This is a genomic window from Micromonospora sp. NPDC049257, from assembly GCF_040678915.1.
GTDB lineage: Bacteria > Actinomycetota > Actinomycetes > Mycobacteriales > Micromonosporaceae > Micromonospora > Micromonospora antibiotica.
In genome coordinates this window covers 13956-35750 of the sequence record NZ_JBFAQU010000007.1, presented here as the reverse complement: position 1 = coordinate 35750, position 21795 = coordinate 13956, and the positions used below count along the sequence as shown (strand labels likewise).

The window sequence follows — 21795 nt, the reverse complement described above, 5'->3', positions numbered from 1 at the left end:
CCGGCCGGTCCGGTCGGACGGTGCGGCGGGAGCGGGCGCGACAACGACGGCCGGGACGACCGGCGGGTGGGTACGGGTGGGAGCCGGTCAGTGGCGGAGCAGGGAAGGAGCGGCATGCAGCGGTGGCGGGGGTACGAGGCGGCACCCGGTGACTGGGGGCGGTCGGTCGTCACCATCGGCGTCTTCGACGGCGTGCACCAGGGACACCAGGCGACCATCGGACACGCCGTGGCGCGGGCCCGGGAACTGGGCGTCCGGTCGGTGGTGGTGACCTTCGACCCGCACCCGGCCGAGGTGGTCCGACCCGGATCGCATCCGGCCGTGCTCACCGAGCCCACCCGCAAGGCGGAGCTGATCGAGGCGCTCGGGGTCGACGTGCTCTGTGTGGTGCCGTTCACCGCCGAGCTGTCCCGGCTGCCGGCCGAGGCGTTCGTGCACGACATCCTGGTCGAACACCTGCACGCCATGCTGGTCGTGGTGGGGGACAACTTCCGCTTCGGGCACCGGGCCGCCGGGAACGTGGCGCTGCTCGAACAGCTCGGCGGGACCTTCGGCTTCGGGGTGGAGAACGCCCCGCTGGTCACCGCCGACGGCACGGTCTTCTCCTCGACGTACATCCGGGCCCGGATCGAGGCCGGGGACGTGGCGGCGGCGGCGGCCGTGCTCGGCCGGCCGCACCGGCTCGAAGGGGTCGTGGTGCTGGGTGACCAGCGTGGCCGGGAGCTGGGCTTCCCCACCGCCAACCTGCTCTGCCCGCCGCACACGGCGGTGCCCGCCGACGGGGTCTACGCCGGCTGGCTGGTGCGCCGGGGGACCGAGCGGCTGCCGGCGGCCATCTCGATCGGCACCAACCCGACGTTCGCCGGCCGGGAGCGCCGGGTCGAGGCGCACGTGTTGGACTTCGCCGGCGACCTGTACGGCGAGCGGGTCGCCCTCGACTTCGCCGCCCACCTGCGCGGCCAGATCCGGTACGACGCGATCGAACCGCTGCTCGTGCAGATGGCCGAGGACGTCGCGCGGACCCGGCTGGCGGTCGCCTGACCGGCCCGGCGGGCGGGGTGGGCGGGCCGCCGACGCCCGCCGCGTGGGCCTTGACCGGGCGCTTCCGCGACGGGCTGGTAGTGTGGCGGTGACGTCGGATGACCGACGCGGGGCCTCGCGTGCCTGCACGACGCCGCGGGTGCGAGGTTCGTCCGTCCCGGTCCGTTCGGACCCGAACGACGGACATCAGTTGTCAACCCACCGAAACAGGGAGAACATGGCGCTCGACCAGGAAGCCAAGGCCAAGATCCGCACGGAGTACGCGACCGCCGAGGGCGACACCGGTTCGCCGGAGGTCCAGGTCGCGGTCCTCACCAAGCGGATCGCGGAGCTGACCGAGCACCTGAAGGTGCACAAGCACGACCACCACAGCCGCCGGGGGCTGCTGCTGCTGGTCGGTCGGCGCCGTCGGCTGCTCAACTACGTCCAGAAGAAGGACATCAGTCGCTACCGGTCGCTGATCGAGCGGCTCGGCCTGCGCCGATGACGTGACGGGGGAGTGGCCACCGGGCCGCTCCCCCGCTCGGCACCACCAGAAGAAGAGGGTCGCGCGACCACCCGAGAGGGAGCCGGTCAGCGTACCGGTCTCCGGTAGTGGCCCCCGGGCATCCCGGCATCATGCCGGCCACCCGGGCGCTTCGATCGAAGACCGGCCGTCTGAGCAGCTCCGGTGTCGTGCGCCCACGACGCGAAGGAGTACCGCCGCACATGACCGAGACCAACCTCGGCACCGAATCCCGCACCGCCGTGATCGACAACGGGTCCTTCGGTACCCGCGAGATCACTTTCTCCACCGGTCGGCTGGCCCGCCAGGCCGCCGGTTCCGTCATCGCCCAGCTGGGCGAGACGGTCGTCCTCTCCGCCACCACCGCCGGTAAGCACCCGAAGGAGCAGTTCGACTTCTTCCCGCTGACCGTCGACGTCGAGGAGCGGATGTACGCCGCGGGCCGCATCCCCGGCTCGTTCTTCCGCCGTGAGGGTCGGCCCAGCGAGGACGCGATCCTCACCTGCCGGCTGATCGACCGGCCGCTGCGCCCGTCGTTCGTCAAGGGCCTGCGCAACGAGGTCCAGGTCGTCGAGACCGTCCTCGCGCTCGACCCGCAGCACCCGTACGACGTGGTGGCCATCAACGCGGCCTCGATGTCGACGAAGCTGTCCGGCCTGCCGTTCTCCGGCCCGATCGGGGCGACCCGGGTCGCGCACGTCGACGGCCAGTGGGTGGCCTTCCCGACCCTGGAGGAGCTGGCCCGCGCCACCTTCGACATGGTGGTGGCCGGCCGCACGCTCGACGACGGCGACGTCGCGATCATGATGGTCGAGGCCGAGGCGACGCCGAACGCCGTCGCCCTCATCGCGGGCGGCGCGACCGCCCCGACCGAGGAGATCGTCGCCAGCGGCCTGGAGGCCGCCAAGCCGGCGATCCGCGAGCTGTGCCGGGCGCAGAGCGAGCTGGCCGAGGTCGCCGCCAAGCCGGTCACCGAGTTCCCGGTCTTCCTGGACTACCAGGACGACATTTACCAGGCGGTGGCCGAGCTGGTCCGCGCCGAGGTGGCCGAGGCGCTCCAGATCGCCGGCAAGGCCGACCGCGAGGAGGCCCTGGACCGGATCAAGGCCAAGGTCGCCGAGGAGCTGGGCAGCCGGTTCGAGGGCCGGGAGAAGGAGCTGTCCGCGGCGTTCCGGTCGCTGACCAAGTCCGAGGTCCGCAACCGGGTGCTGCGCGAGCAGGTCCGCATCGACGGCCGGGGTCCGCGTGACATCCGGGCGCTCACCGCCGAGGTCGGCGTGCTGCCCCGGGTGCACGGCTCCGCGCTGTTCGAGCGGGGCGAGACCCAGATCCTCGGGGTCACCACGCTGAACATGCTCCGGATGGAGCAGATGGTGGACACCCTCTCCCCGGAGAACCGCAAGCGTTACATGCACAACTACAACTTCCCGCCGTACTCGACCGGGGAGACCGGCCGGGTCGGCTCGCCGAAGCGGCGGGAGATCGGCCACGGCGCGCTGGCCGAGCGGGCCCTGCTGCCGGTGCTGCCGTCGCGCGAGGAGTTCCCGTACGCGATCCGGCAGGTGTCCGAGGCGCTCGGCTCCAACGGCTCGACGTCGATGGGTTCGGTCTGCGCCTCGACGTTGGCGCTGCTGTCGGCCGGTGTGCCGCTCAAGGCGCCGGTGGCCGGCATCGCGATGGGCCTCATCTCCGACGAGGTCGACGGCAAGACCCAGTACGTGACGCTGACCGACATCCTCGGTGCCGAGGACGCGTTCGGTGACATGGACTTCAAGGTCGCCGGCACGCCGGAGTTCGTCACCGCGCTCCAGCTCGACACCAAGCTCAACGGCATCCCGTCGGATGTGCTCGCCGCCGCGCTCCAGCAGGCGAACGAGGCCCGGCAGACCATCCTCGGCGTGATGCAGGCGGCGATCGAGGCCCCGGCCGAGATGTCGGACTACGCGCCGCGGGTCACCACCGTCAAGATCCCGGTGGACAAGATCGGCATGGTGATCGGCCCGAAGGGGCAGACCATCAACGCCATCCAGGACGAGACCGGCGCCGAGATCTCCATCGAGGACGACGGCACGATCTACGTCGGCGCGACCAACGGCCCGTCGGCGCAGGCCGCCGTGGACCGGATCAACGGGATCGCCAACCCGACCCTGCCCAAGGCCGGCGAGCGGTTCCTCGGCACGGTGGTCAAGACCGCCGCGTTCGGCGCGTTCATCTCGCTGCTGCCCGGCCGCGACGGCCTGCTGCACATCTCCAAGGTGGGCGACGGCAAGCGGGTCGAGCGGGTCGAGGACTTCCTCAACGTCGGCGACAGGGTCGAGGTGGAGATCGCGGACATCGACGCCCGCGGCAAGATCTACCTGGACAAGGTCCGGCCGGAGGGCGCCGAGGCGCCGGCCGCCGGTGAGGCCGGCGAGGCCGCCGGTGGCGACCGGCCGGCGGGTCGGGGCGGTGACCGGGGTCCGCGTGACCGTGGTGACCGTGGTGGCGACCGGGGCGGTCGTGCCCCGGAGCGTGGCGAGCGCGGCCCGGGTGGCGGCGAGGGTGGCGACGGCGGCGAGCGTCCGCGTCGGCGTACCCGGCACAGCTGAGCAGTGACCGGCCGGGTGACGACGACGTCGTCACCCGGCCGGTGTGTCTCCCTCCACCCCTCGTCGCACGGAGAGCAGGTTTGCGTGAGCCGTTCGCCGTTCCCCCCGGCTCGACGGCCGGTGGCCCCGCCTGACGTCCGCCGGCACGCCACCACCGGCCAGCCCGGCCGCGCCGGTACGGCGTCCCGGGCGGTCACCCGCACGATCAGTGACGACCCGTTGGGTGGCACGGTGCGGCGGACCGTCATGCCGAGCGGGCTGCGGGTGCTCACCGAGGCGATCCCGACGATGCGCAGCGTCTCGTTCGGCATCTGGGTCACCGTCGGTTCGCGGGACGAGACCGGTCCGCAGGCCGGTGCGGCGCACTTCCTGGAGCACCTGCTGTTCAAGGGCACCCACAAGCGCACCGCCCTGGAGATCTCCTCCGAGATCGAGGCGGTGGGTGGCGAGACCAACGCCTTCACCACCAAGGAATACACCTGCTACTACGCGCGGGTCCTCGACGAGGACCTGCCGTTGGCCATCGACGTGATGTGCGACGCGGTCGCCGACTCGCTGCTGGAGCCGGCCGACGTGGAGACCGAACGCGGGGTCATCCTCGAAGAGATCGCCATGCACGACGACGAGCCCGGCGACGAGGTGCACGACCTGTTCGCCCGCGCCGTCTACGGCGACCACCCCCTCGGCCGGTTGATCTCCGGCACCGAGGAGACGGTCACCCCGATGACCCGTAGGCAGATCCAGAGCTTCTACCGCCGCCGCTACACCGCGCCGCAGATCGTGATCGCCGCCGCCGGCAACCTCGACCACGCCGCCGTGGTCCGGCTGGTCCGCCAGGCGCTGCACGGCACCCCGCTGGACACCGACCCGGCCGAGCCGGGCACCCCCCGGCCGACCACCCCGACGGTACGCACGAAGCCGGCCACCGTCCTGGTCGAGCCGAAGGAGACCGAGCAGGCGCACGTCATCCTCGGCTGCCCCGGCATCGACCGGGTCGACGAGCGGCGGTTCGCCCTCGGGGTGCTCAACAACGTCCTCGGCGGCGGGATGTCCAGCCGGCTGTTCCAGGAGATCCGGGAACGCCGTGGCCTGGCCTACTCGGTCTACTCCTACGCCAGCCAGTACGCCGACAGCGGCCTGTTCGCCGTCTACGCCGGCTGCGCGCCGGGCAAGGTCGACGAGGTGCTCCAGCTGACCCGCGCCGAGCTGGCCCGGGTGGCCGCCGACGGGCTCACCGAAGCGGAGGTGGCCCGGGGCAAGGGGATGAGCAAGGGTTCGTTCGTGCTGGGCCTGGAGGACACCGGTTCCCGGATGAGCCGGCTGGCCAAGGGCGAGCTGCTCTACGGCGATCTGATGCCGGTGGACGAGCTGCTGGCCCGGGTCGACGCGGTGACCGTGGCCGACGTGAACACCCTGGCCGCCGAGCTGCTGAGCCGGCCGATGTCGCTGGCGGTGGTCGGCCCGTTCGGGGAGCACGACTTCGCCGGCTGAGCCTGCCGCCGGCCGACCCGTTCCCGGCCGCGCGGTGCCGTGGGTGACGTCGGCCCGACCGGCCGGCGTCCGGACGGGCACCGGCTCGCGGTCGGGTCCCGGCCGGGACCGGCCGGTGGGACGGTGGTGGTCCGACGGTGGCCCGCGTCCCGATTGGGATAGGTTGTGCCGCGTGACTGACGAGCAGGAGCAGGGCCGCGACGGGTCGATCCGGGTCGGTGTGCTGGGTGCCCGGGGCCGGATGGGCGCCGAGGTGTGCCGGGCGGTCGACGGGGCCGACGACCTGGCGCTGGTGGCGGCGGTCGACCAGGGCGACGAGTTGGCCGGGGCCGAGGCCGCCGAGGTGGTCGTCGACTTCACCACCCCGGACGTGGTCATGGACAACCTGCGCTGGTGCGTCGACCGGGGTGTGCACGCGGTGGTCGGCACCACCGGCTTCACCCGGGCGCGGCTGGAGCAGGTGCGCGGCTGGCTGGCCGACCGGCCCGACGTCGGGGTGGTGATCGCCCCCAACTTCGGCATCGGCGCGGTCCTGATGATGCAGTTCGCCGCCCGCGCGGCCCGGCACTTCGAGTCCGTGGAGATCATCGAGCAGCACCACCCACGCAAGCTCGACGCGCCGAGCGGCACCGCCACCCACACCGCCCGGCTGGTCGCGCAGGCCCGCGCCGAGGCCGGTCTCGGCCCGATGCCGGACGCCACCAAGGACGAGGTGCCGGGGGCGCGGGGCGCCGACATCGACGGGGTACGCGTGCACGCGGTCCGCGCCACCGGCCTGCTCGCCCACCAGGAGGTGCTGTTCGGCACTCTCGGCGAGACGCTGACCATCCGGCACGACTCGTACGACCGGGTGTCGTTCATGCCCGGGGTGCTGCTGGCAGTGCGGGCGGTCCGGCAGCGGCCCGGGCTGACCGTCGGCCTGGACGCCCTGCTCGACTAGCCTCACCTCACTCACTGCCCAGCCCAGCCCGCGTAGCTCAGCCGCGCGCCGCGTAGCTCAGCCGCGCAGCCCGCGTCTCGGCCGGCGTGTCCGGGCCTGATGTGGAGCGGCGGGGCACGCCGGGTGGGGGCACGGACCGCGGGCGGAGCCGGGTGCCGTGGGTGGTGTCGGCCAATTCGTTTGGCGGTGCGCCGGGCCGGCCCTAGGCTGCCCCGGTGCTGGATTCCGGATTCACCGATCGGACCGGGCGGCGGGTCACCCTGCGTCCCGTGGACGACGACAACTGGCGGGCGGTGGCCGACCTGGCCCCCCGTGACGACCAACGCGACTGGGTGCCGGCACTGGCGGCCCGCTACCTGCTGCTGACCATGCGTTCCGACGTCTGGACGTCGTTGGCCGTGTACGCCGACGACGCAGTTGCCGGTCACGTCATGTGGGGCGTGGACGACGACGGGTCGCGGTGGATCGGTGGGATGGTGGTCGACGCCGCCGAGCAGGGCCGGGGGGTGGGCCGGGCCGCCGTGCGCACCCTCGCCGACTGGCTGGCCGGGCCGGACGCCACCCACCCCGTCCGGTTGTCGTACCACCCCGGCAACACGGCTGCCGCCGGGCTCTACACCTCGCTGGGTTTCGCCCCCACCGGCGTGCTGGAGGACGACGAACTGGTCGCCGAGCTGCGCCGCTGACCCCGGCGGCGTCACTCCTGCTCGATCACCGACAGGATGTTGCCGGCCGGGTCGGTGAACCAGGCGATCGTCGGCCCGTTGTCACGCATGATCCCCCGGTCGTCCTGCGGCAACCCCGGGTAGCGCGCGAACCGCACCCCCCGGGCGGTCAGCTCGTCGACCGCCCGGTCGACGTCGGCCACCGGGAAGTTGAGCACCGTGAACGTCGCCGGCACGTGGTCGGCCTTGGGATAGACCACCACGTCCCGGTCGCCGGCCAGGTGCAGCATCAGCAGCCCACCGGGGCCGCCGAGCTGCGACACCCGCAGGTCGAGGGTGCCGGCGTAGAACTCCCGGGCCCGGTCGGTGTCGTCGGCCGAGAACCCGCTGAACGCCTTCGTGTCCCGGAACATGCCCGTCTCCCTCACCGTCGGTGGCACCCCGCCGCCTCCGGTCTACCAGGGTGGACCGACAGATTCGGCCGGTTCAGGGCGGGCCGACAGATTCGGCCGGTTCAGGGCGGGCCGACAGATTCGGCCGGTTCAGGGCGTGTCGGTCGGCTCCGGCGCGGGTGTGTCGTCCGGTTCGGTGGGGACCGCGACGTGCAGCCGTACCTGGGGGACGAGCATGTCGTCGACGTCCAGCGCGCGGGCCGCGCCGTCCGGCTCCCACCCGGTGCTGGTGAGGAACTTACGGGTCGCCTCGTCGCCGTCGAACGCCCAGGCCACCGCGTGGGTGAACCCGTCGGCCCGCCAGCCGTCCACGGCGGCGGAGAGCAGCCGGCTGCCGTGCCCACGCCGCCCCCAGCGCGGCTCCACCAGCAGGTCGGTCACCGCGACCACCCCGGCGCCCAGCGCCGTGGCCGGCTCGCCCGGGGCGAGCGCCTCGGCGTCCGCCGGCCCGGAAGCCGCGAACCCCACCAGATAGGATTGCTCGGCCTGTTCCACGGCGACGAGCACCCGGTGCGCGGCCGAGGGCGGCTCCTGCACCGCCGCGCTCCACCGCCGGGCGAGCCACGCCTCGTCCAGGTTGTCGAGCACGTGCCGGGGCAGCAGCCGACGGTACGCGACCCGCCAGGTCGCGAGCTGCACACGGGCGATCTCGGCGGCGTCCTCCGGACGCGCCGGGCGGACGAACCCCAGAGCCATGGCACGAAAGCCTAGGCCACAGCGAGGGAGACGACGGTGGCGCAGGGGGCCAGGCGGACGACCGGGCAGGTCGTCGCGGTGGTGGTGCTCGCCGTCGCGGTGGCCGCCTTCCTCTCCGTGGCGGCCGTCCGGCACGGCTTTTTCGACCTGAAGGTCTACTACGGCGCGCTGACCTTCTGGGTGCACGACCACGGCGAGATCTACGACTACCTCAAGCCCGGCACCCAGTACGGTTTCACCTACCCGCCGTTCGCCGCGCTGGTGATGCTGCCGATGGCGTACCTGCCGTGGCCGGTGGCGATCACCGTCAGCGTGGCCGCCACGGTGGTGGTCAGCGCGGTGCTGGTCTGGTGGCTGCTCGACCCGGTCGCCAGGCGGGCCGGCTGGACCCGCTGGTTCGTCCTGGCGGTGGCGCTCTGTCTGGCCGCCGCGTTCGAGCCGATGCGCGAGACGGTCAACTTCGGCCAGGTCAACATGCTGCTGCTCTTCCTGGTGGCGGTGGACCTGCTGCGGCTGCTGCCGGCCGGCAACCGGTGGGCCGGGGTGGGCATCGGGCTGGCCACCGCGATCAAGCTGACCCCGGGCGTCTTCATCGTCTACCTGCTGATCACCAGGCGCTTCCGGGCCGCCGCCACCGCCGTCGCCGCCTCGGCCGCCGCCACGCTGCTCGCCGCCGCCCTCTTCCCCGACGCCACCCGGGAGTTCTGGACGTCGGCGCTGTGGAACACCGACCGGGTGGGCGAGCTGGCGTTCGTGTCCAACCAGTCGCTGCGCGGGGTGGTGGCCCGGCTGAACCCGGAGCATCCGAGCACCCTGGCCTGGTTGGCGCTGGTGCTGGTCACCCTGGCCGTCTGGGCCTGGCGCTGCCGGGCCGCCGTGGCGCTCGGCGACGAGGCCACCGGGCTGGCGTTGACCGGCGCGCTGATGTGCCTGGTCAGCCCGGTCACCTGGGTGCACCACCTGGTCTGGTTGATCCCGGCGCTGATCCTGCTGGTCGACAACGCCGTCGCCGCGCGTGCCGGCAGCCTGCGACGGCGGGCGCTGCTGGCCCTCGCGGTGGTCTGCTACCTGCTGCTGTGCAGCCGGATCGTCTGGGCCTGGGAGAAGGACTTCACCGGGGTCACCGGCTTCCTGGGCAGCAACACCTACGTCTGGATCAGCCTCGCGCTGCTGGCGCTGCTGCCGATCCGCACCTGGGCCGCCCCGGTCGGCGGCCGGCCGGGCGGCCCGTCGGGGCCCACCGGCCGGGATGGGACGACCCGGCCTGCCGGCCCGCCCGGTGCGGTGGTCCGGCCGGCCGGGTCAGCCGGGGAGCCGGCCGGTGTAACGCAGTTCGTCGAGGTGGACCGGGGGTCCGCCGCCGGCCAGCGGCACCCGGTAGCGGGACCGCTCACCGTCGGCTGACAGGCCGGCCCGCTCGTAGAACCGGCGGGCCCGGACGTTGTCGGCCAGCACCCACACCCGGTACTCCCGCCAGCCGTTGGCCGCCAGCCCGTCCCGGGCGGCGGCGAACAGCGCCTGCGCGGTGCCGTCACCCCAGCGCGCCGGCTCCACGTAGATCGCCAGCACCTCGCCGTACGTCGGGTCCAGGTCGCCCCGGTCCTGGTTGTTGCGGTACGGGCCGAAGGTGGTGAACCCGGACGGCACCCCGTCGACCTCGGCGAGCAGGGTGGTGAACGGGTGCTCCGGGTCGGCGGTGCCCACGTCCCGTCGGCGCTGCGCCCAGGCCACCGGGTTGAGCCGGACCAGCACCTCGGCCGGCATGATGCCGGCGTAACCGGCCTGCCAGCCGTGGATGTGCACCCGGGCGATCGCCTCGGCGTCGTCCGGCTCCTCGCGACGGATGGTGAGCATGTGTCCGTTCTATGCCTCGACGGGCGGTCGGTCCAGCGTCCGCTCCGGTGTCGTACCGTTGGTCTAGGGTCGTCGGCGATGGTCGCACCGGAATCGCTCTCGCTCGCCCAGGCCCGGCGGCTGACGCTCGCCGCCCAGGGGTTCGCCGACCCGACGCCCACCGGGGCACCCACCCGCCGGCACCTGCGCCGGGTGCTCGACCGGGTCGGGTTGATCCAGATGGATTCGGTCAACGTGCTGCAACGCGCGCACTACCTGCCGCTCTACAGCCGGCTCGGGCCCTATCCGACCGCCCTGCTCGACACCGCCGCCTACCGCCGCCCCCGGGAGCTGTTCGAATACTGGGGGCACGAGGCGTCCCTGGTGCCGGTGGGGCTGCACCCCGCGCTGCGCTGGCGGATGGCCAAGGCCCGCGACGACGCCTGGGGCGGGATGCGGCGGATCGCCGAGGAGCAGCCCGACCTGGTCGCCTGGGTCCGTGACGAGGTCGCCGCGCGGGGGCCGCTGACCGCCGCCGAGATCGAGCACGACGCGCCCCGGGAGACCGGCCACTGGGGCTGGAACTGGTCGGCGGTGAAGCGGGCCCTGGAGTTCCTCTTCTGGGCCGGCGAGGTCACCGCCGCCGACCGGACGCCCTCCTTCGCCCGCCGCTACGACCTGCCCGAACGGGTGCTGCCGGCGGCCGTGCTCGACGCGCCCACGCCGACCGACGCCGAGGCGTACCGGACCCTGGTCGCGGTGGCCGCCCGGTCGCTGGGGGTGGCCGCCGAGCCGGAGCTGCGGGACTACTTCCGGCTCCCGCTGGCCGGTGCCCGGCAGGCCGTCGCCGAGCTGGTCGAGGCCGGTGAGCTGGTGCCGGTGACGGTGCAGGGGTGGCGGCAGCCGGCCTGGCGGCACGTCGACGCCCGGCTGCCCCGCTGGGTCCGGGGCAACACCCTGGTCAGCCCGTTCGACCCGCTGGTCTGGGAGCGGGCCCGCACCGAACGGCTGTTCGGCTTCGCCTACCGGATCGAGATCTACGTGCCGGCCGCGCAGCGGGTGCACGGCTACTACGTGCTGCCGTTCCTGCAGGGGGAACGGTTCACCGCCCGGGTCGACCTCAAGGCCGACCGCAAGGCCGGGGTGCTGCTGGTGCCGGCGGCCTGGCAGGAGCCCGGCGTCGACCCGGGGGAGACCGCCGTCGCGCTCGCCGCCGAGCTGCGTCGGCTCGCCGGTTGGCTCGGCCTGGACGCGGTCGCCCCACCTGCGGCGGGTGACCTGGCCGCCCCGCTGGCCGCCGCGTTGCGCAGCCTCACCGGTGTACCGTGAGGCCGTGACGAGCGTTGACGGGCCGACCGGGCCGAGCCGGTCGGGGCAGGGCACCGATCCGACGTCGACCGGTTCCGCGCCGGCCGGCACCACCCACACGCTGAGCGACCCGTACCCCGTGGGCACGCCAACCGGTCCGTACCCCGTCGGCACGCCGACCGACCCGGCCGCCGTCCACGGGCACCCGCACCCGGGGGTGGGCGGAAACGTCGAGGGGCTGCCCCCCGGCTCCTGGTCGGCGGGGCCGCCGGTGGCGTGGCAGCAGCCCGAGCCGGACCGGCTCACCCGCTTCGTGCTCCGGCTGCACGCCCGTTCGCCGCGCTGGGCGGCCCCGCTGGCCGCCCTGGGCTGCGTCGGCGCCGGGATGGCGTACGCGCTGGTCAGTGACCCGACCACCAGTGACCCGGACGCCCCGCCGAGCTGCCTGCTCAAGCTGACCACCGGGCTGGACTGTCCGGGTTGCGGGGGCACCCGCGCGCTGTGGTACCTCCTGCACGCCGACCTGCCCGCCGCCGCCCGGCACCACGTCGTCTTCGTCTTCGCGGTGCCCTTCCTGGCCTACCTCTTCGTCGCCTGGGCCGGTAAGCAGGCGTTCGGGTGGCGGCTGCCCGAGCTGCGGCTCAGCTCCCCGGTGATCGGCGGGTTCCTCGCCGTCTGGCTGGCCTTCTCGGTGCTGCGCAACCTGCCCTGGCCCCCGTTCACCGCCCTCTACGTCTGACCCGGCCGCGCCGGGCAGCCCCCGTCGCCGGCCCGACCGTGACACACCGGGGCGGGCGGTCGGCTGCGACGACGTCACCCGGTGGCCCCGGTGCGAGACCTTGGCCACCCGCCGGCCGCCCGGAACCCGCACCATCGGTGATCGCGCTGGTCAGGGGCGGCGGCCCGGGTTTCCCCGCAGCCCACCCGGCCACTACAGTCGCAGGAATGCCGGAGATGGTGCAGCCCCAGGTGCAGCTGATCGCGTGGACCCAGTTCCAGGCCCCCGACGACGTGCCGTGGTCGACCGACGCCGAGGGCGGCCAGGCGCTCGCCGAGTTCGCCGGCCGGGCCTGCTACCAGAGCTGGAAGAAGCCGAACCCGGCGACCGCCACCAACGCCGGCTACCTGGCGCACATCCTGGAGGTCGGGCACCTGTCGGTGCTGGAGCACGGCAGCGTGACCTTCTACTTCACCGGGGTGTCCCGCTCGTTCACCCACGAGCTGATCCGGCACCGGCACTTCTCCTACTCCCAGCTCTCCCAGCGCTACGTCCCGGAGCGGGACGCGGCGATGGTCGAGCCGGCGGTGATCGCCGACGACCCGGAGCTGCACAAGCGGTTCGTCGAGGCGGCCGAGGCGAGCGTCCGGGCGTACACCGAGCTGCTGGAGGGGCTGGAGCAGCGGTTCGCCGACGAACCCAACCCGACGCTGCGCCGCAAGCAGGCCCGGCAGGCGGCCCGGGCGGTGCTGCCCAACGCCACCGAGACCCGGATCGTGGTCACCGGCAACTACCGCGCCTGGCGGCACTTCATCGGGATGCGGGCCACCGAACACGCCGACGTGGAGATCCGTGAGCTGGCCGTGGAGTGCCTGCGGCAGCTCCAGCGGGTGGCCCCGAACGTGTTCGCCGACTTCGCCGTCACCACCCTGCCCGACGGCACCGAGGTGGCGACGAGCCCGCACGCACAGCTGTCCTGAGCCCTTCCCCACCGGACGTCCGGTGCTCGTCCGCTAGGTTGTGAGCATGACGCACGACCACCCTGCCACCCCCGACCGGGGCCTGTCGCGCCCGTTCGGGCGACTGCTCACCGCGATGGTGACCCCGTTCACCGCCGATGGCTCCCTGCATCTCGACGGCGCCGTCCAGCTGGCGACGTACCTCGTCGACGAGCAGGGCAACGACGCGCTGGTGATCAACGGCACCACCGGCGAGTCACCGACCACCACGGACGCGGAGAAGGACGCCCTGCTCCGGGCGGTGGTGGAGGCGGTCGGCGACCGGGCCCAGGTGGTGGCCGGCGTCGGCACCAACGACACCCGACACACCATCGAGCTGGCCGCCGCGGCGGAGAAGGCCGGCGCGCACGGCCTGCTGGTGGTGACGCCGTACTACAACAAGCCGCCGCAGCGGGGCCTGCTGCGGCACTTCACCGCGGTCGCCGACGGCACCAGCCTGCCGATCATGCTCTACGACGTGCCACACCGCACCGGGTTGGCCGTCGAGACCGAGACGCTGGTGCGGCTGGCCGAACACGAACGGATCGTCGCGGTCAAGGACGCCAAGGGTGACCTGACCGCCACCAGTTGGGTGACCAGCCGCACCGACCTCGCCTTCTACAGCGGCGAGGACTCGCTCACCCTGCCTACCCTGGCGATCGGCGGGGTCGGCCTGGTCGGCACCTCGACCCACTTCACCGGCGCGCTCGTCAAGCAGATGATCGAGGCGTACGACGCGGGCGACTCCGGCACGGCACTGACCCTGCACCGGCGGCTGATGCCGCTGCTCACCGGGATCTTCCGCAGCCCGGGCACCATCCTGGTGAAGGCGGGCCTGAACGTGTCGGGCCTGCCCGCCGGGCCGGTGCGGCCGCCGCTGGCGGACGCCACCGACGACGAACTGGCCCTGCTGCGCGCGGACTGCGCGGCGGCGGGCCTGGACCTGCCCGAATGACCGAACGACACGACGGACGCCGGGTTACGGCGTCGCAGAATGAGGTGGACGCGTGACCGAGGCGCAATTCGAGGGTGAACTGCCCCCGCCGCTGCCCGAGGGCGGGCTGCGGATCATCCCGCTCGGCGGACTCGGTGCCATCGGTCGGAACATGACCGTCTTCGAGTACGACGGCAAGCTGCTCATCGTCGACTGTGGGGTGCTCTTCCCCGACGTCGAGCAGCCCGGCGTGGACCTGATCCTGCCCGACTTCGGGCCGATCCTGGACCGGCTGGCCGACGTGCAGGCGATCGTGCTGACCCATGGCCACGAGGACCACATCGGCGCGGTGCCGTACCTGCTCGCCCACAAGCCGGACATCCCCCTGGTCGGCTCCCAGTTCACCCTCGCCCTGGTCGAGGCGAAGCTGGCCGAGCGGCGGATCCAGCCCTACACGCTCACCGTCCGGGAGGGCGGCCGGGAGCGGCTGGGCCCGTTCGAGTGCGAATTCTTCGCGGTCAACCACTCGATCCCGGACGCGCTCGCGGTGGCCGTGCGTACCCCGGCGGGCCTGGTGCTGCACACCGGTGACTTCAAGATGGACCAGCTCCCGCTGGACGGCCGGATCACCGACCTGGCCGGCTTCGCCCGGCTCGGTGCGGAGGGTGTCGACCTGCTCCTGTCGGACTCCACCAACGCCGAGATCCCCGGTTTCGTCACCCCGGAACGGGAGATCGGGCCGGTGCTCGACTCGATCTTCGCGAAGGCGAAGGGGCGGATCATCGTCGCCTCGTTCGCCTCGCACGTGCACCGGGTGCAGCAGGTCTTCGACTCGGCGCTGGAGCACGGCCGCAAGGTGGCGCTGATCGGCCGGTCGATGGTCCGCAACATGGGCATCGCCCGCGACCTCGGCCTGCTCAACATCCCGGCCGGCCTGGTCATCGGGATCGAGGAAGCCACCACGCTGCCGCCCGACCAGATCGTGCTGATGTCCACCGGTTCGCAGGGTGAGCCGATGAGCGCCCTGGGCCGGATGGCCAGCGGCGACCACCGGCACATCACCATCGCCCCCGGCGACACCGTCGTGCTCGCCTCGTCGCTGGTCCCCGGCAACGAGACCTCGGTCTACCGGGTGATCAACCGGCTGGCCCGGGCCGGCGCGGTGGTGGTGCACAAGGACGTCGCCAAGGTGCACGTCTCCGGGCACGCCCCCGCCGGTGAACTGCTCTACCTGCTCAACGTGGTGCGGCCGAGCAACCTGATGCCGGTGCACGGCGAGTGGCGGCACCTGCGGGCGCACGCGCGGCTCGGCATCGAGTCCGGCGTCGCCCCGGACCGGGTGGTGATCTGCGAGGACGGCGACGTCGTCGACCTGGTCGAGGGCCGGGCCAGTGTGGTCGGGCACGTGAAGAGCCGTTACGTCTACGTCGACGGTCTGGCCGTGGGCGACGTCAGCGAGTCGCTGCTCACCGAGCGGCGGATCCTCGGCGACGGCGGTTTCATCGCCACCACAGTGGTGGTCGACTCGGTCACCGGCAAGGTGGTCGCCGGCCCGACCCTGTCGGCGAAGGGCTTCTCCGAGGACCCGGCCGCGTTCAACCCGGTGATCCCGCTGGTCACCGAGGCGCTGAACCGGGCCGCCGCGGACGGCATCACCGATCCGCACCAGCTCCAACAGATCGTCCGACGCACCGTGGGGCGGTGGGTCAACGACGCGTACCGCCGCCGTCCGATGATCGTCCCGACCGTGGTCGAGGTCTGAGCGGGTTCCCCACCCGGACGCCGTGGGCCGGCCACCGTCGTGACGACGGTGGCCGGCCCGTTTGCCGGTGGGCTCAGCGGTGGCGCAGGGTGGCCACGATCAGGTTGGGGTCGGTCGCGGTGACGTAGGCGGCGCTGGCCACCAGGACCGTGTGCCCGCGTACGGCCACCGAGGTCGGGTTCTGGAGCCCGTCTGCACCGGTCAGCAGGGTCCGGGTCCGCCCGTCGTGGTCGATGCCGACCACCGTGTTGGGCCCGTTGAGGGCGGCGACGACCCGGCCGTCGGGGGCGAAGGCGAAGTCGTCGATGCCGACCAGCCCGGTCGCCCTGACCTCGACGGCACCCGGCCGGCCCGCCCGCAGCGGAATCCGCAGCAGGGTGCCCTGGTCCAGGTTGGTCGCCCAGACCGCGCCACCCCGGACCTTGACGCCGTTGACGCCGAGGAAACCGGTCGGGGCGAGCGCGGACGCCGACGACCAGACCCGGGCGGGACCACCGGCCAGCGGGACGGTCGAGATGGTGCCGCGCACCGAGTCGGTGACGTAGAACGTCCGGCTCGTCGGGTCGAGCGCCAGCCCGTTCGGCAGCCCGTCGGCCGGTAGCGCGGCGATCCGCCGGGGCGTCTGACCCGGCGGAATCCGGTACAGACCCGTGCTGGCGGCGTCGCCGCTGGCGTACAGGACATAGATCGTGCCGTCGTCGGTGCGGACGATGCCGCTGGTCAGGGCGAAACCGAGCACGGGGGTGGCGACGCCGCCGTCGGCCGGCGCGGCCAGGGTGGCCAGCACCCGGGTCCGGCCGGCCGGGTCGACGGCGGCGACCTGCCGGGCCGCCGCGAACGTGAGGTAGGCCGTGCCGTCGGGGCCCAGGGTGATGTTCTCCGGCAGTTGCCCCCGCGTCAGGTCGAAGTGGACCGCGATCCGTGCCGCCGGGGCCGACCGGGCCGGGGTGACGGCGGAGGCCGGGACGCCCGCCGACGCCGGGACCGCCGACGGTACGGCCAGGGCGCCGGCCGCCGCGGCGGCCACCGCGAGGGTGAGGATTCTTCTGCGCATGGTTCGTCCTTCTGGTGAGGGGCCCGGGAGTGGGCCCGGTTTCGGGCGCGGACGGTCCGGCACCTGGTCAGGTGCCCTCGTCTCGCGGTGTCGGCGCAGCGTCGACCGGCCGGCTCACGCCGGCCCGCCGGTGCGGGTGGGGCAGCAGAGCCGCTCTGCTGCCCGGGTGGGGCGCGGGGTCAGCCGGGCGCGGGCAACGGCTGCCGGTCGGCGGCCCGGCCGGTGACCGCCGTGTGCACGAGCAGCGTCATCGCCGCCTGGGACGGGGAACCCGGCGCGGTGGTGGCGACGACCAGCACCTGGTCGTCCTCGGTCCGCAGGGTCTGCTGGGTGACGGCCAGCACGCCCACCACCGGGTGTCGCATCTCGTAGCCGGCGTGGCCGCCGGCCTTGACCCGGTGGTCGGCCCACGCGGCGGCGAACTCGGGGCTGCGTACCGCCAGCTCGCCGACCAGCGCGGCGAGCAACGGGTCCGCCGGGTGCTGCCCGGAGGTCGCCCGCAGGGTCGCCACCACGGCTCGTGCCTTGGCCGGCCAGTCGACGTACAGGTCACGGGTGTGCGCGTCGAGGAAGATCAGCCGCGCCATGTTCGGCCGCCGGTCCGGCCGGTCCACCGCCGCCGGCTCCAGGTGCCCGGCGAAGAGGGCGTGCCCGGCGACGTTCCAGGCCAGCACGTCGAGGCGACGGCCGAGCACCAGCACGGGTACGTCGCCGAGTGCGGCGACCAGTTGCCGCACGGTCGGATCGACCCGCTCCGGCGGGGGCCGGCGGGCGACCGGGCGGCGGCCACCGGCGGCCAGCCCGGACAGGTGACGGCGTTCGGCGTCGTCGAGGCGCAGGGCCCGGCTGAGCGCGTCCAGCACCTCGGGGGAGGCGTTGGTGGCCAGGCCCTGCTCCAACCGGGCGTAGTAGGAGGCGCTGACCCCGGCCAGCAGGGCGAGCTCCTCCCGGCGCAGCCCCGGGACCCGTCGCCGTCCGCCGTAGGTGACCACCCCGGCTTCCTCGGGGCTGAGCCGGGAGCGGCGCGAGCGGAGGAACTCGCCGAGCTGTCCTGATGCCTGCATGACTCCCAGTATTGGCGGCGGCCACCCGGCCAACCACACCCTGTCAGGGGTAGCCAGGACGCCCGACTGCGTGACGGGATGGACACGGTCCGTCGATAAGTGTGGATCGGCTCATCCGGGCGGTACCCGTTTCCGTACCCCATCGCGGCGGGCGTACCCCGCGTCGGCCGGGAGGAGCATGACGGATGGACCGCAGACGGATGACAGCGATCGGCGTCGTGCTGGCGGCAGCGGGACTGACGGCGGCGGTCACCCTGCCGTCGTTCGCCGGGGACCAGGGCACGCCGAACGCCGGTGGGACCGGCCCGAAGGCCACCGGCGGGGTGGCTCCGGAGGTGGTGGACGCGCTCAGCCGTGACCTGCGGATCAGCCGGGACCAGGCGGTCCGGCGGTTGACCGCCGAGCAGCAGGCCACCGGGCGGTTGGCCCGGCTGCGGGCCGCCCTCGGCAACGACTACGGCGGGGCGTGGCTCAGCGACGACGGCTCCACCCTCAACGTGGCGGTCGCCGACCCGGCGCAGGCGCAGCGGGTCCGGGCCGCCGGTGCGGTGCCCAAGCCGGTGGACCGCGCGGTCACCGAGCTGGACGCGGCCAAGAGCCGGCTCGACTCGGTGGGTCGGCAGGCGTCCCCGGCGATCACCGGCTGGTACGTCGACGTCGCCACCAACTCCGTGGTGGTGCTCGCCCAGCCGGGTGCCGAGTCGCGGGCCCGCCGGTGGGCGGCGGGCAGCGGGGCCCCGGCCGGGGCGGTCCGGATCACCACCTCACGGGAGCAGCCGCGTCCACTGTTCGACCTGGTCGGCGGGGACCCGTTCTTCATCAACGACGTGGGCCGATGCTCGATCGGTTTCTCGGTGGTGGGCGGCTTCGTCACCGCCGGGCACTGTGGGCGGGTCGGCGACCGGACGACCGGCTTCAACCAGGCCCAGCAGGGCGTCTTCGCGGCGTCGTCGTTCCCCGGGGACGACTGGGCGGTCGTGCGCACGAACGGCCAGTGGACCCCGCAGGGGGTGGTCAACGACTTCAACGGCGGCGTGGTGCCGGTCAACGGTTCCACCGAGATGCCGGCCGGCGCGTCGATCTGCCGTTCCGGCTCCACCACGGGGGCCCGCTGCGGTGTCGTCCAGGCCCGCAACGCCACCGTGAACTATCCGGAGGGGACGGTCACCGGGCTGACCCGCACCGACGTGTGCGCCGAACCGGGTGACTCCGGCGGTTCGTGGATCTCCGGCGACCAGGCGCAGGGCGTCACCTCCGGCGGTTCCGGTGACTGCACCGTCGGCGGGGTCACCTTCTTCCAGCCGGTCAACGAGATCCTGGAGCGCAACAACCTGACCCTGGTGACCGCCGACGGCCGGCAGGACGCGCAGCCGCAGACCACCACCCGGATGCGGGCGCGGACCGCCGGGTCGGCGCGCTGACCGCACCACCCGCCGCGCCCCGCCCCCTGCCGCTGTCGACAGGCTGCGCCGGGGCCTCCGGTACCGCGACCCCCGACCCCCACCGCCCGGTGGTCGGGGGTCGCGCCGCGTCCGGGCCGCCCGGGGCGGCGGCACGGCGCTGGGCTGTTCGGGGGCTGGGCTGTTCGGCGCCGGGCGGGTCAGGGCAGGGCGGCGACGGCCCTGGCGTACGCGACGCCGGTGCTCACCGCCGCGTCGACCAGGATGCCGAGCTGCGTCGGGGCCACCCCGTGCGCCAGGTCGGTGGTGACGTCGCCGGCCAGCACCAGCTCACCGCCGGGCAGCTCGTGCACGTACGCCTTCGGCAGCAGCCGGTCGTGGTTCCAGGCGTTGCAGAACTCGTACGCCTCGGCGAGCCGTCCCGCCGCCAGCCGCCGGGCCGCCACCACCCGGGCGTGCAGGATCTCCCCGTGCCCGCCCAACAGGCGGAACTGCACCACCGCCTCGTCCCAGCGACCCACCACCACGCCTGCGGCGTCCACCGCGTACACGTCGCCCCGGACGTCCAGCACGGCGGTGAGCTGCGTCAGGCTCAGCGGGGCGGGCTCCTCGGCCGAGGGCAGGAACGGTTCGTCGTCGGGCTCGTCGACGCCGTCCGGCTCGGGCAGGGGCACCGGGTCACCGGGTCACCGGTCGGTCGTCCGGCCAGCCAGGCGGCGATCCGGCCGGCGTGGTGGCCGGTGCCGTTGCGGGCGTCGAAGCTGCCCGCCAACCGGGTCGCCTCGGCGGACAGGTCGGTGCCGAGGGCCGCCACGTCCAGCTCGGCGGCGGGCCGGTCGCCGTGGCCGGGACGGCGTACCCGTCGACCGTCCCGGCCGGCCTCGACGGCGAGCGCGCAGACCAGCGCCCCGGCGGCGGCGAACTCCATCGCCGACAGGTCGTCGTAGGGGTGGTCCAGCCGGGGCAGCTGCTCGGCGAGGATGTCCAAAGCCTGGTCCGGGTGCCCGGCCAACGCGCAGAACCGCAACTGCGCGGCCAGGTACGGCAACGCCGCCCGCTCCCGCCGGTGCCGCCGGTACGCCCGCAGGTGCGCCGTCGCGGCCCGTGCGGTCGCCCCGGTGCGCAGCCACGGCAGCAGCCCCACCGCGAGGGCCCGTTCCGGCTGGTCGGTGCAGTCGACCCCACCGTCGAGCGCGGGGCGCAGCGTGTCCAGTGCGGCCCGGTCGTCGCCCCAACCGGCGAGCAGGTCGGCGCGGCGTACCAGCAGGCAGCCGGGGCAACCGGCCTCCGGGTCCGCCTCGGCGGCCGTCCACCGCTCGTACCACTGGCGGGCGGTCGGCTCGTCGCCGCGGTGGTCGGCGAGCCGGCAGCGCAGCTGGGCGACCACACCCGCGTCCTCGCCGACCCGCCGGGCCAGCGCGTCGAGGAACGACTGCGCCTGGTCCAGCCCGATCCGGGGGGTGCCGATCGCCGCCTCCACCGCCTGCCGCAGGTGCCGCCGCAGCAGCTCCGCGTCGCCGGGCCGGCCGTCGAGCAGGTCGGGGGAGCCGTCGACGGCGGCCAGCAGGCGGCGTACCGGCTCGATGATCCGCCACCGCCCGCCGTGCCGCAGGTAGGCCGCCACCAGCGCGAACCGGGCGTCCAGGGCGGAGTGCGGGTCGCCGAGCGCGTCGGCGCGGGCGGCGATCCGGTCGAGTTCGGCCAGCCGGGCCTCGCCGTCGGGCAGATCCGCGGCCCCGGCGAGCGCGGACGCCAGGGTGGGATCGCGGCGGGCGGGTGGCCGGTCCGCCCCGGGGCGGAACCCGGCGGTCATCCGGGCGTCCCCCCGGGCAGCAGGCCGACGGCGGCGGCGAGCCGGCAGCCGGCGGTGATGCCGCAGTCGAGCAACTGGTCGAGCTGGTGCGGGGTGACCCCCCGTTCCAGGTCGGTGACCACCTCACCGCAGACCTGGGCCCGGCCGTCGTCGCCGACGTGCACGAACGCCTTGGGCCAGAGCTGGTCGTGGTTCCACGTGTTGCAGAACGTGTAGAGCGCCGGCACGTGGTCGATGCCGAAGGTAGGTGCCGTCACGGTGCGGATCTGGAGCAGTTCGTCGAGGGTGCCCCGGCGCAGGAACCAGATCAGGCTGTCGTCCCAGCGGCCCACCAGCTCCCCGTCGTCGTCGGTGACCACGGCGTACCCCCGGTGGGCCAGCACGGCGGCGACCAGGTCGGCGGTCAGCGGACGCAGGGCCTGCGGGTGACCCGCCAGCGGGTCCGGACGGTCCGCGAAAGCAGGCGACGCCATCGGGCATCCCTTCTGAGGCGAATAACACGTCTGCGGGCGTGGTACGCGCTGCGACGCGCG

General features: G+C 73.9%; 19 protein-coding genes and 1 pseudogene. 13 read left to right on the top strand and 7 right to left on the bottom strand.

All coding sequences use genetic code 11. From position 1 onward, the window contains the following. Nucleotides 1-114: 114 nt before the first annotated feature. From AB0K25_RS13260 to AB0K25_RS13235, 6 genes are all read left to right on the top strand, one after another. Nucleotides 115-1041 (top strand): bifunctional riboflavin kinase/FAD synthetase, encoded by a 927-nt coding sequence (locus tag AB0K25_RS13260; RefSeq protein ID WP_208569314.1) that lies wholly within the window; start codon nt 115-117, stop codon nt 1039-1041. Nucleotides 1042-1258: 217 nt separating this feature from the next. Further along, a complete protein-coding gene (rpsO, locus tag AB0K25_RS13255; RefSeq protein ID WP_091246098.1) occupies nt 1259-1528 on the top strand; it encodes a 30S ribosomal protein S15 in 270 nt (89 codons plus the stop codon). Nucleotides 1529-1749: 221 nt separating this feature from the next. Continuing rightward, the gene (locus AB0K25_RS13250) at nt 1750-4134 is read left to right on the top strand and encodes a polyribonucleotide nucleotidyltransferase (protein WP_219468470.1); all 2385 of its coding nucleotides are present in this window, start codon (nt 1750-1752) and stop codon (nt 4132-4134) included. 204 nt (nt 4135-4338) lie between these two features. Then, nucleotides 4339-5625: a pitrilysin family protein gene (locus AB0K25_RS13245; protein ID WP_219470775.1), complete on the top strand. Its 1287-nt coding sequence runs from the start codon at nt 4339-4341 to the stop codon at nt 5623-5625. A 172-nt stretch (nt 5626-5797) separates the two neighbouring features. Beyond that, nucleotides 5798-6565: a 4-hydroxy-tetrahydrodipicolinate reductase gene (gene dapB / locus AB0K25_RS13240; RefSeq protein ID WP_219468473.1), complete on the top strand. Its 768-nt coding sequence runs from the start codon at nt 5798-5800 to the stop codon at nt 6563-6565. 215 nt (nt 6566-6780) lie between these two features. Continuing rightward, a complete protein-coding gene (locus tag AB0K25_RS13235; RefSeq protein ID WP_363820260.1) occupies nt 6781-7251 on the top strand; it encodes a GNAT family N-acetyltransferase in 471 nt (156 codons plus the stop codon). 11 nt (nt 7252-7262) lie between these two features. Here AB0K25_RS13235 and AB0K25_RS13230 read toward each other — a convergent pair whose 3' ends face one another. Together AB0K25_RS13230 and AB0K25_RS13225 are read right to left on the bottom strand one after the other, a co-directional pair. Then, nucleotides 7263-7643: a VOC family protein gene (locus AB0K25_RS13230; protein ID WP_219468478.1), complete on the bottom strand. Its 381-nt coding sequence runs from the start codon at nt 7641-7643 to the stop codon at nt 7263-7265. Nucleotides 7644-7772: 129 nt separating this feature from the next. After that, nucleotides 7773-8378 (bottom strand): GNAT family N-acetyltransferase, encoded by a 606-nt coding sequence (locus AB0K25_RS13225; RefSeq protein ID WP_208569320.1) that lies wholly within the window; start codon nt 8376-8378, stop codon nt 7773-7775. A 36-nt stretch (nt 8379-8414) separates the two neighbouring features. On the opposite strand from AB0K25_RS13225, the gene AB0K25_RS13220 reads away from it, so the two are divergent. Continuing rightward, nucleotides 8415-9782 (top strand): glycosyltransferase 87 family protein, encoded by a 1368-nt coding sequence (locus AB0K25_RS13220; protein ID WP_363820258.1) that lies wholly within the window; start codon nt 8415-8417, stop codon nt 9780-9782. On the opposite strand, the gene AB0K25_RS13215 is transcribed toward AB0K25_RS13220, so the two are convergent. Next, the gene (locus AB0K25_RS13215; protein WP_219468488.1) at nt 9681-10232 is read right to left on the bottom strand and encodes a GNAT family N-acetyltransferase; all 552 of its coding nucleotides are present in this window, start codon (nt 10230-10232) and stop codon (nt 9681-9683) included. The two genes, AB0K25_RS13220 and AB0K25_RS13215, sit on opposite strands and share 102 nt — an antisense overlap. A 78-nt stretch (nt 10233-10310) precedes the next feature. Between AB0K25_RS13215 and AB0K25_RS13210 the strand changes: the two genes are divergently transcribed. The 5 genes from AB0K25_RS13210 to AB0K25_RS13190 all read left to right on the top strand — a co-directional run bounded on the left by AB0K25_RS13210 (nt 10311) and on the right by AB0K25_RS13190 (nt 15931). Continuing rightward, a complete protein-coding gene (locus tag AB0K25_RS13210) occupies nt 10311-11540 on the top strand; it encodes a crosslink repair DNA glycosylase YcaQ family protein (RefSeq protein ID WP_357534490.1) in 1230 nt (409 codons plus the stop codon). A gap of 4 nt (nt 11541-11544) precedes the next feature. Beyond that, the gene (locus AB0K25_RS13205; RefSeq protein ID WP_219468496.1) at nt 11545-12258 is read left to right on the top strand and encodes a DUF2752 domain-containing protein; all 714 of its coding nucleotides are present in this window, start codon (nt 11545-11547) and stop codon (nt 12256-12258) included. Nucleotides 12259-12473: 215 nt separating this feature from the next. Then, nucleotides 12474-13217: an FAD-dependent thymidylate synthase gene (thyX, locus tag AB0K25_RS13200; RefSeq protein ID WP_208569371.1), complete on the top strand. Its 744-nt coding sequence runs from the start codon at nt 12474-12476 to the stop codon at nt 13215-13217. Nucleotides 13218-13263: 46 nt separating this feature from the next. Then, entirely contained in the window at nt 13264-14190 is a 927-nt protein-coding gene (gene dapA / locus AB0K25_RS13195) for a 4-hydroxy-tetrahydrodipicolinate synthase (protein ID WP_357534488.1), read from the top strand. Nucleotides 14191-14242: 52 nt separating this feature from the next. Next, nucleotides 14243-15931: a ribonuclease J gene (locus AB0K25_RS13190; RefSeq protein WP_145918435.1), complete on the top strand. Its 1689-nt coding sequence runs from the start codon at nt 14243-14245 to the stop codon at nt 15929-15931. A gap of 73 nt (nt 15932-16004) precedes the next feature. Here the strand turns inward: AB0K25_RS13190 and AB0K25_RS13185 are convergent, their stop codons facing one another. Together AB0K25_RS13185 and AB0K25_RS13180 are read right to left on the bottom strand one after the other, a co-directional pair. After that, complete coding sequence (locus AB0K25_RS13185) at nt 16005-16985, bottom strand: hypothetical protein (RefSeq protein WP_219468500.1); 981 nt, start codon at nt 16983-16985, stop codon at nt 16005-16007. 179 nt (nt 16986-17164) lie between these two features. Beyond that, a complete protein-coding gene (locus tag AB0K25_RS13180; RefSeq protein ID WP_357534486.1) occupies nt 17165-18049 on the bottom strand; it encodes a helix-turn-helix transcriptional regulator in 885 nt (294 codons plus the stop codon). A gap of 185 nt (nt 18050-18234) precedes the next feature. Between AB0K25_RS13180 and AB0K25_RS13175 the strand changes: the two genes are divergently transcribed. Continuing rightward, on the top strand, nt 18235-19470 hold the full coding sequence (locus AB0K25_RS13175) for a S1 family peptidase (RefSeq protein WP_219468506.1): 1236 nt from the start codon (nt 18235-18237) through the stop codon (nt 19468-19470). 179 nt (nt 19471-19649) lie between these two features. On the opposite strand, the pseudogene AB0K25_RS13170 reads toward AB0K25_RS13175, so the two are convergent. After that, nucleotides 19650-21262, bottom strand: a pseudogene (locus tag AB0K25_RS13170) (YbjN domain-containing protein). Beyond that, nucleotides 21259-21735: a YbjN domain-containing protein gene (locus tag AB0K25_RS13165; protein WP_357534482.1), complete on the bottom strand. Its 477-nt coding sequence runs from the start codon at nt 21733-21735 to the stop codon at nt 21259-21261. The pseudogene AB0K25_RS13170 and the gene AB0K25_RS13165 overlap by 4 nt, the downstream one beginning before the upstream one ends. Between the last annotated feature and the right edge of the window lie 60 nt (nt 21736-21795).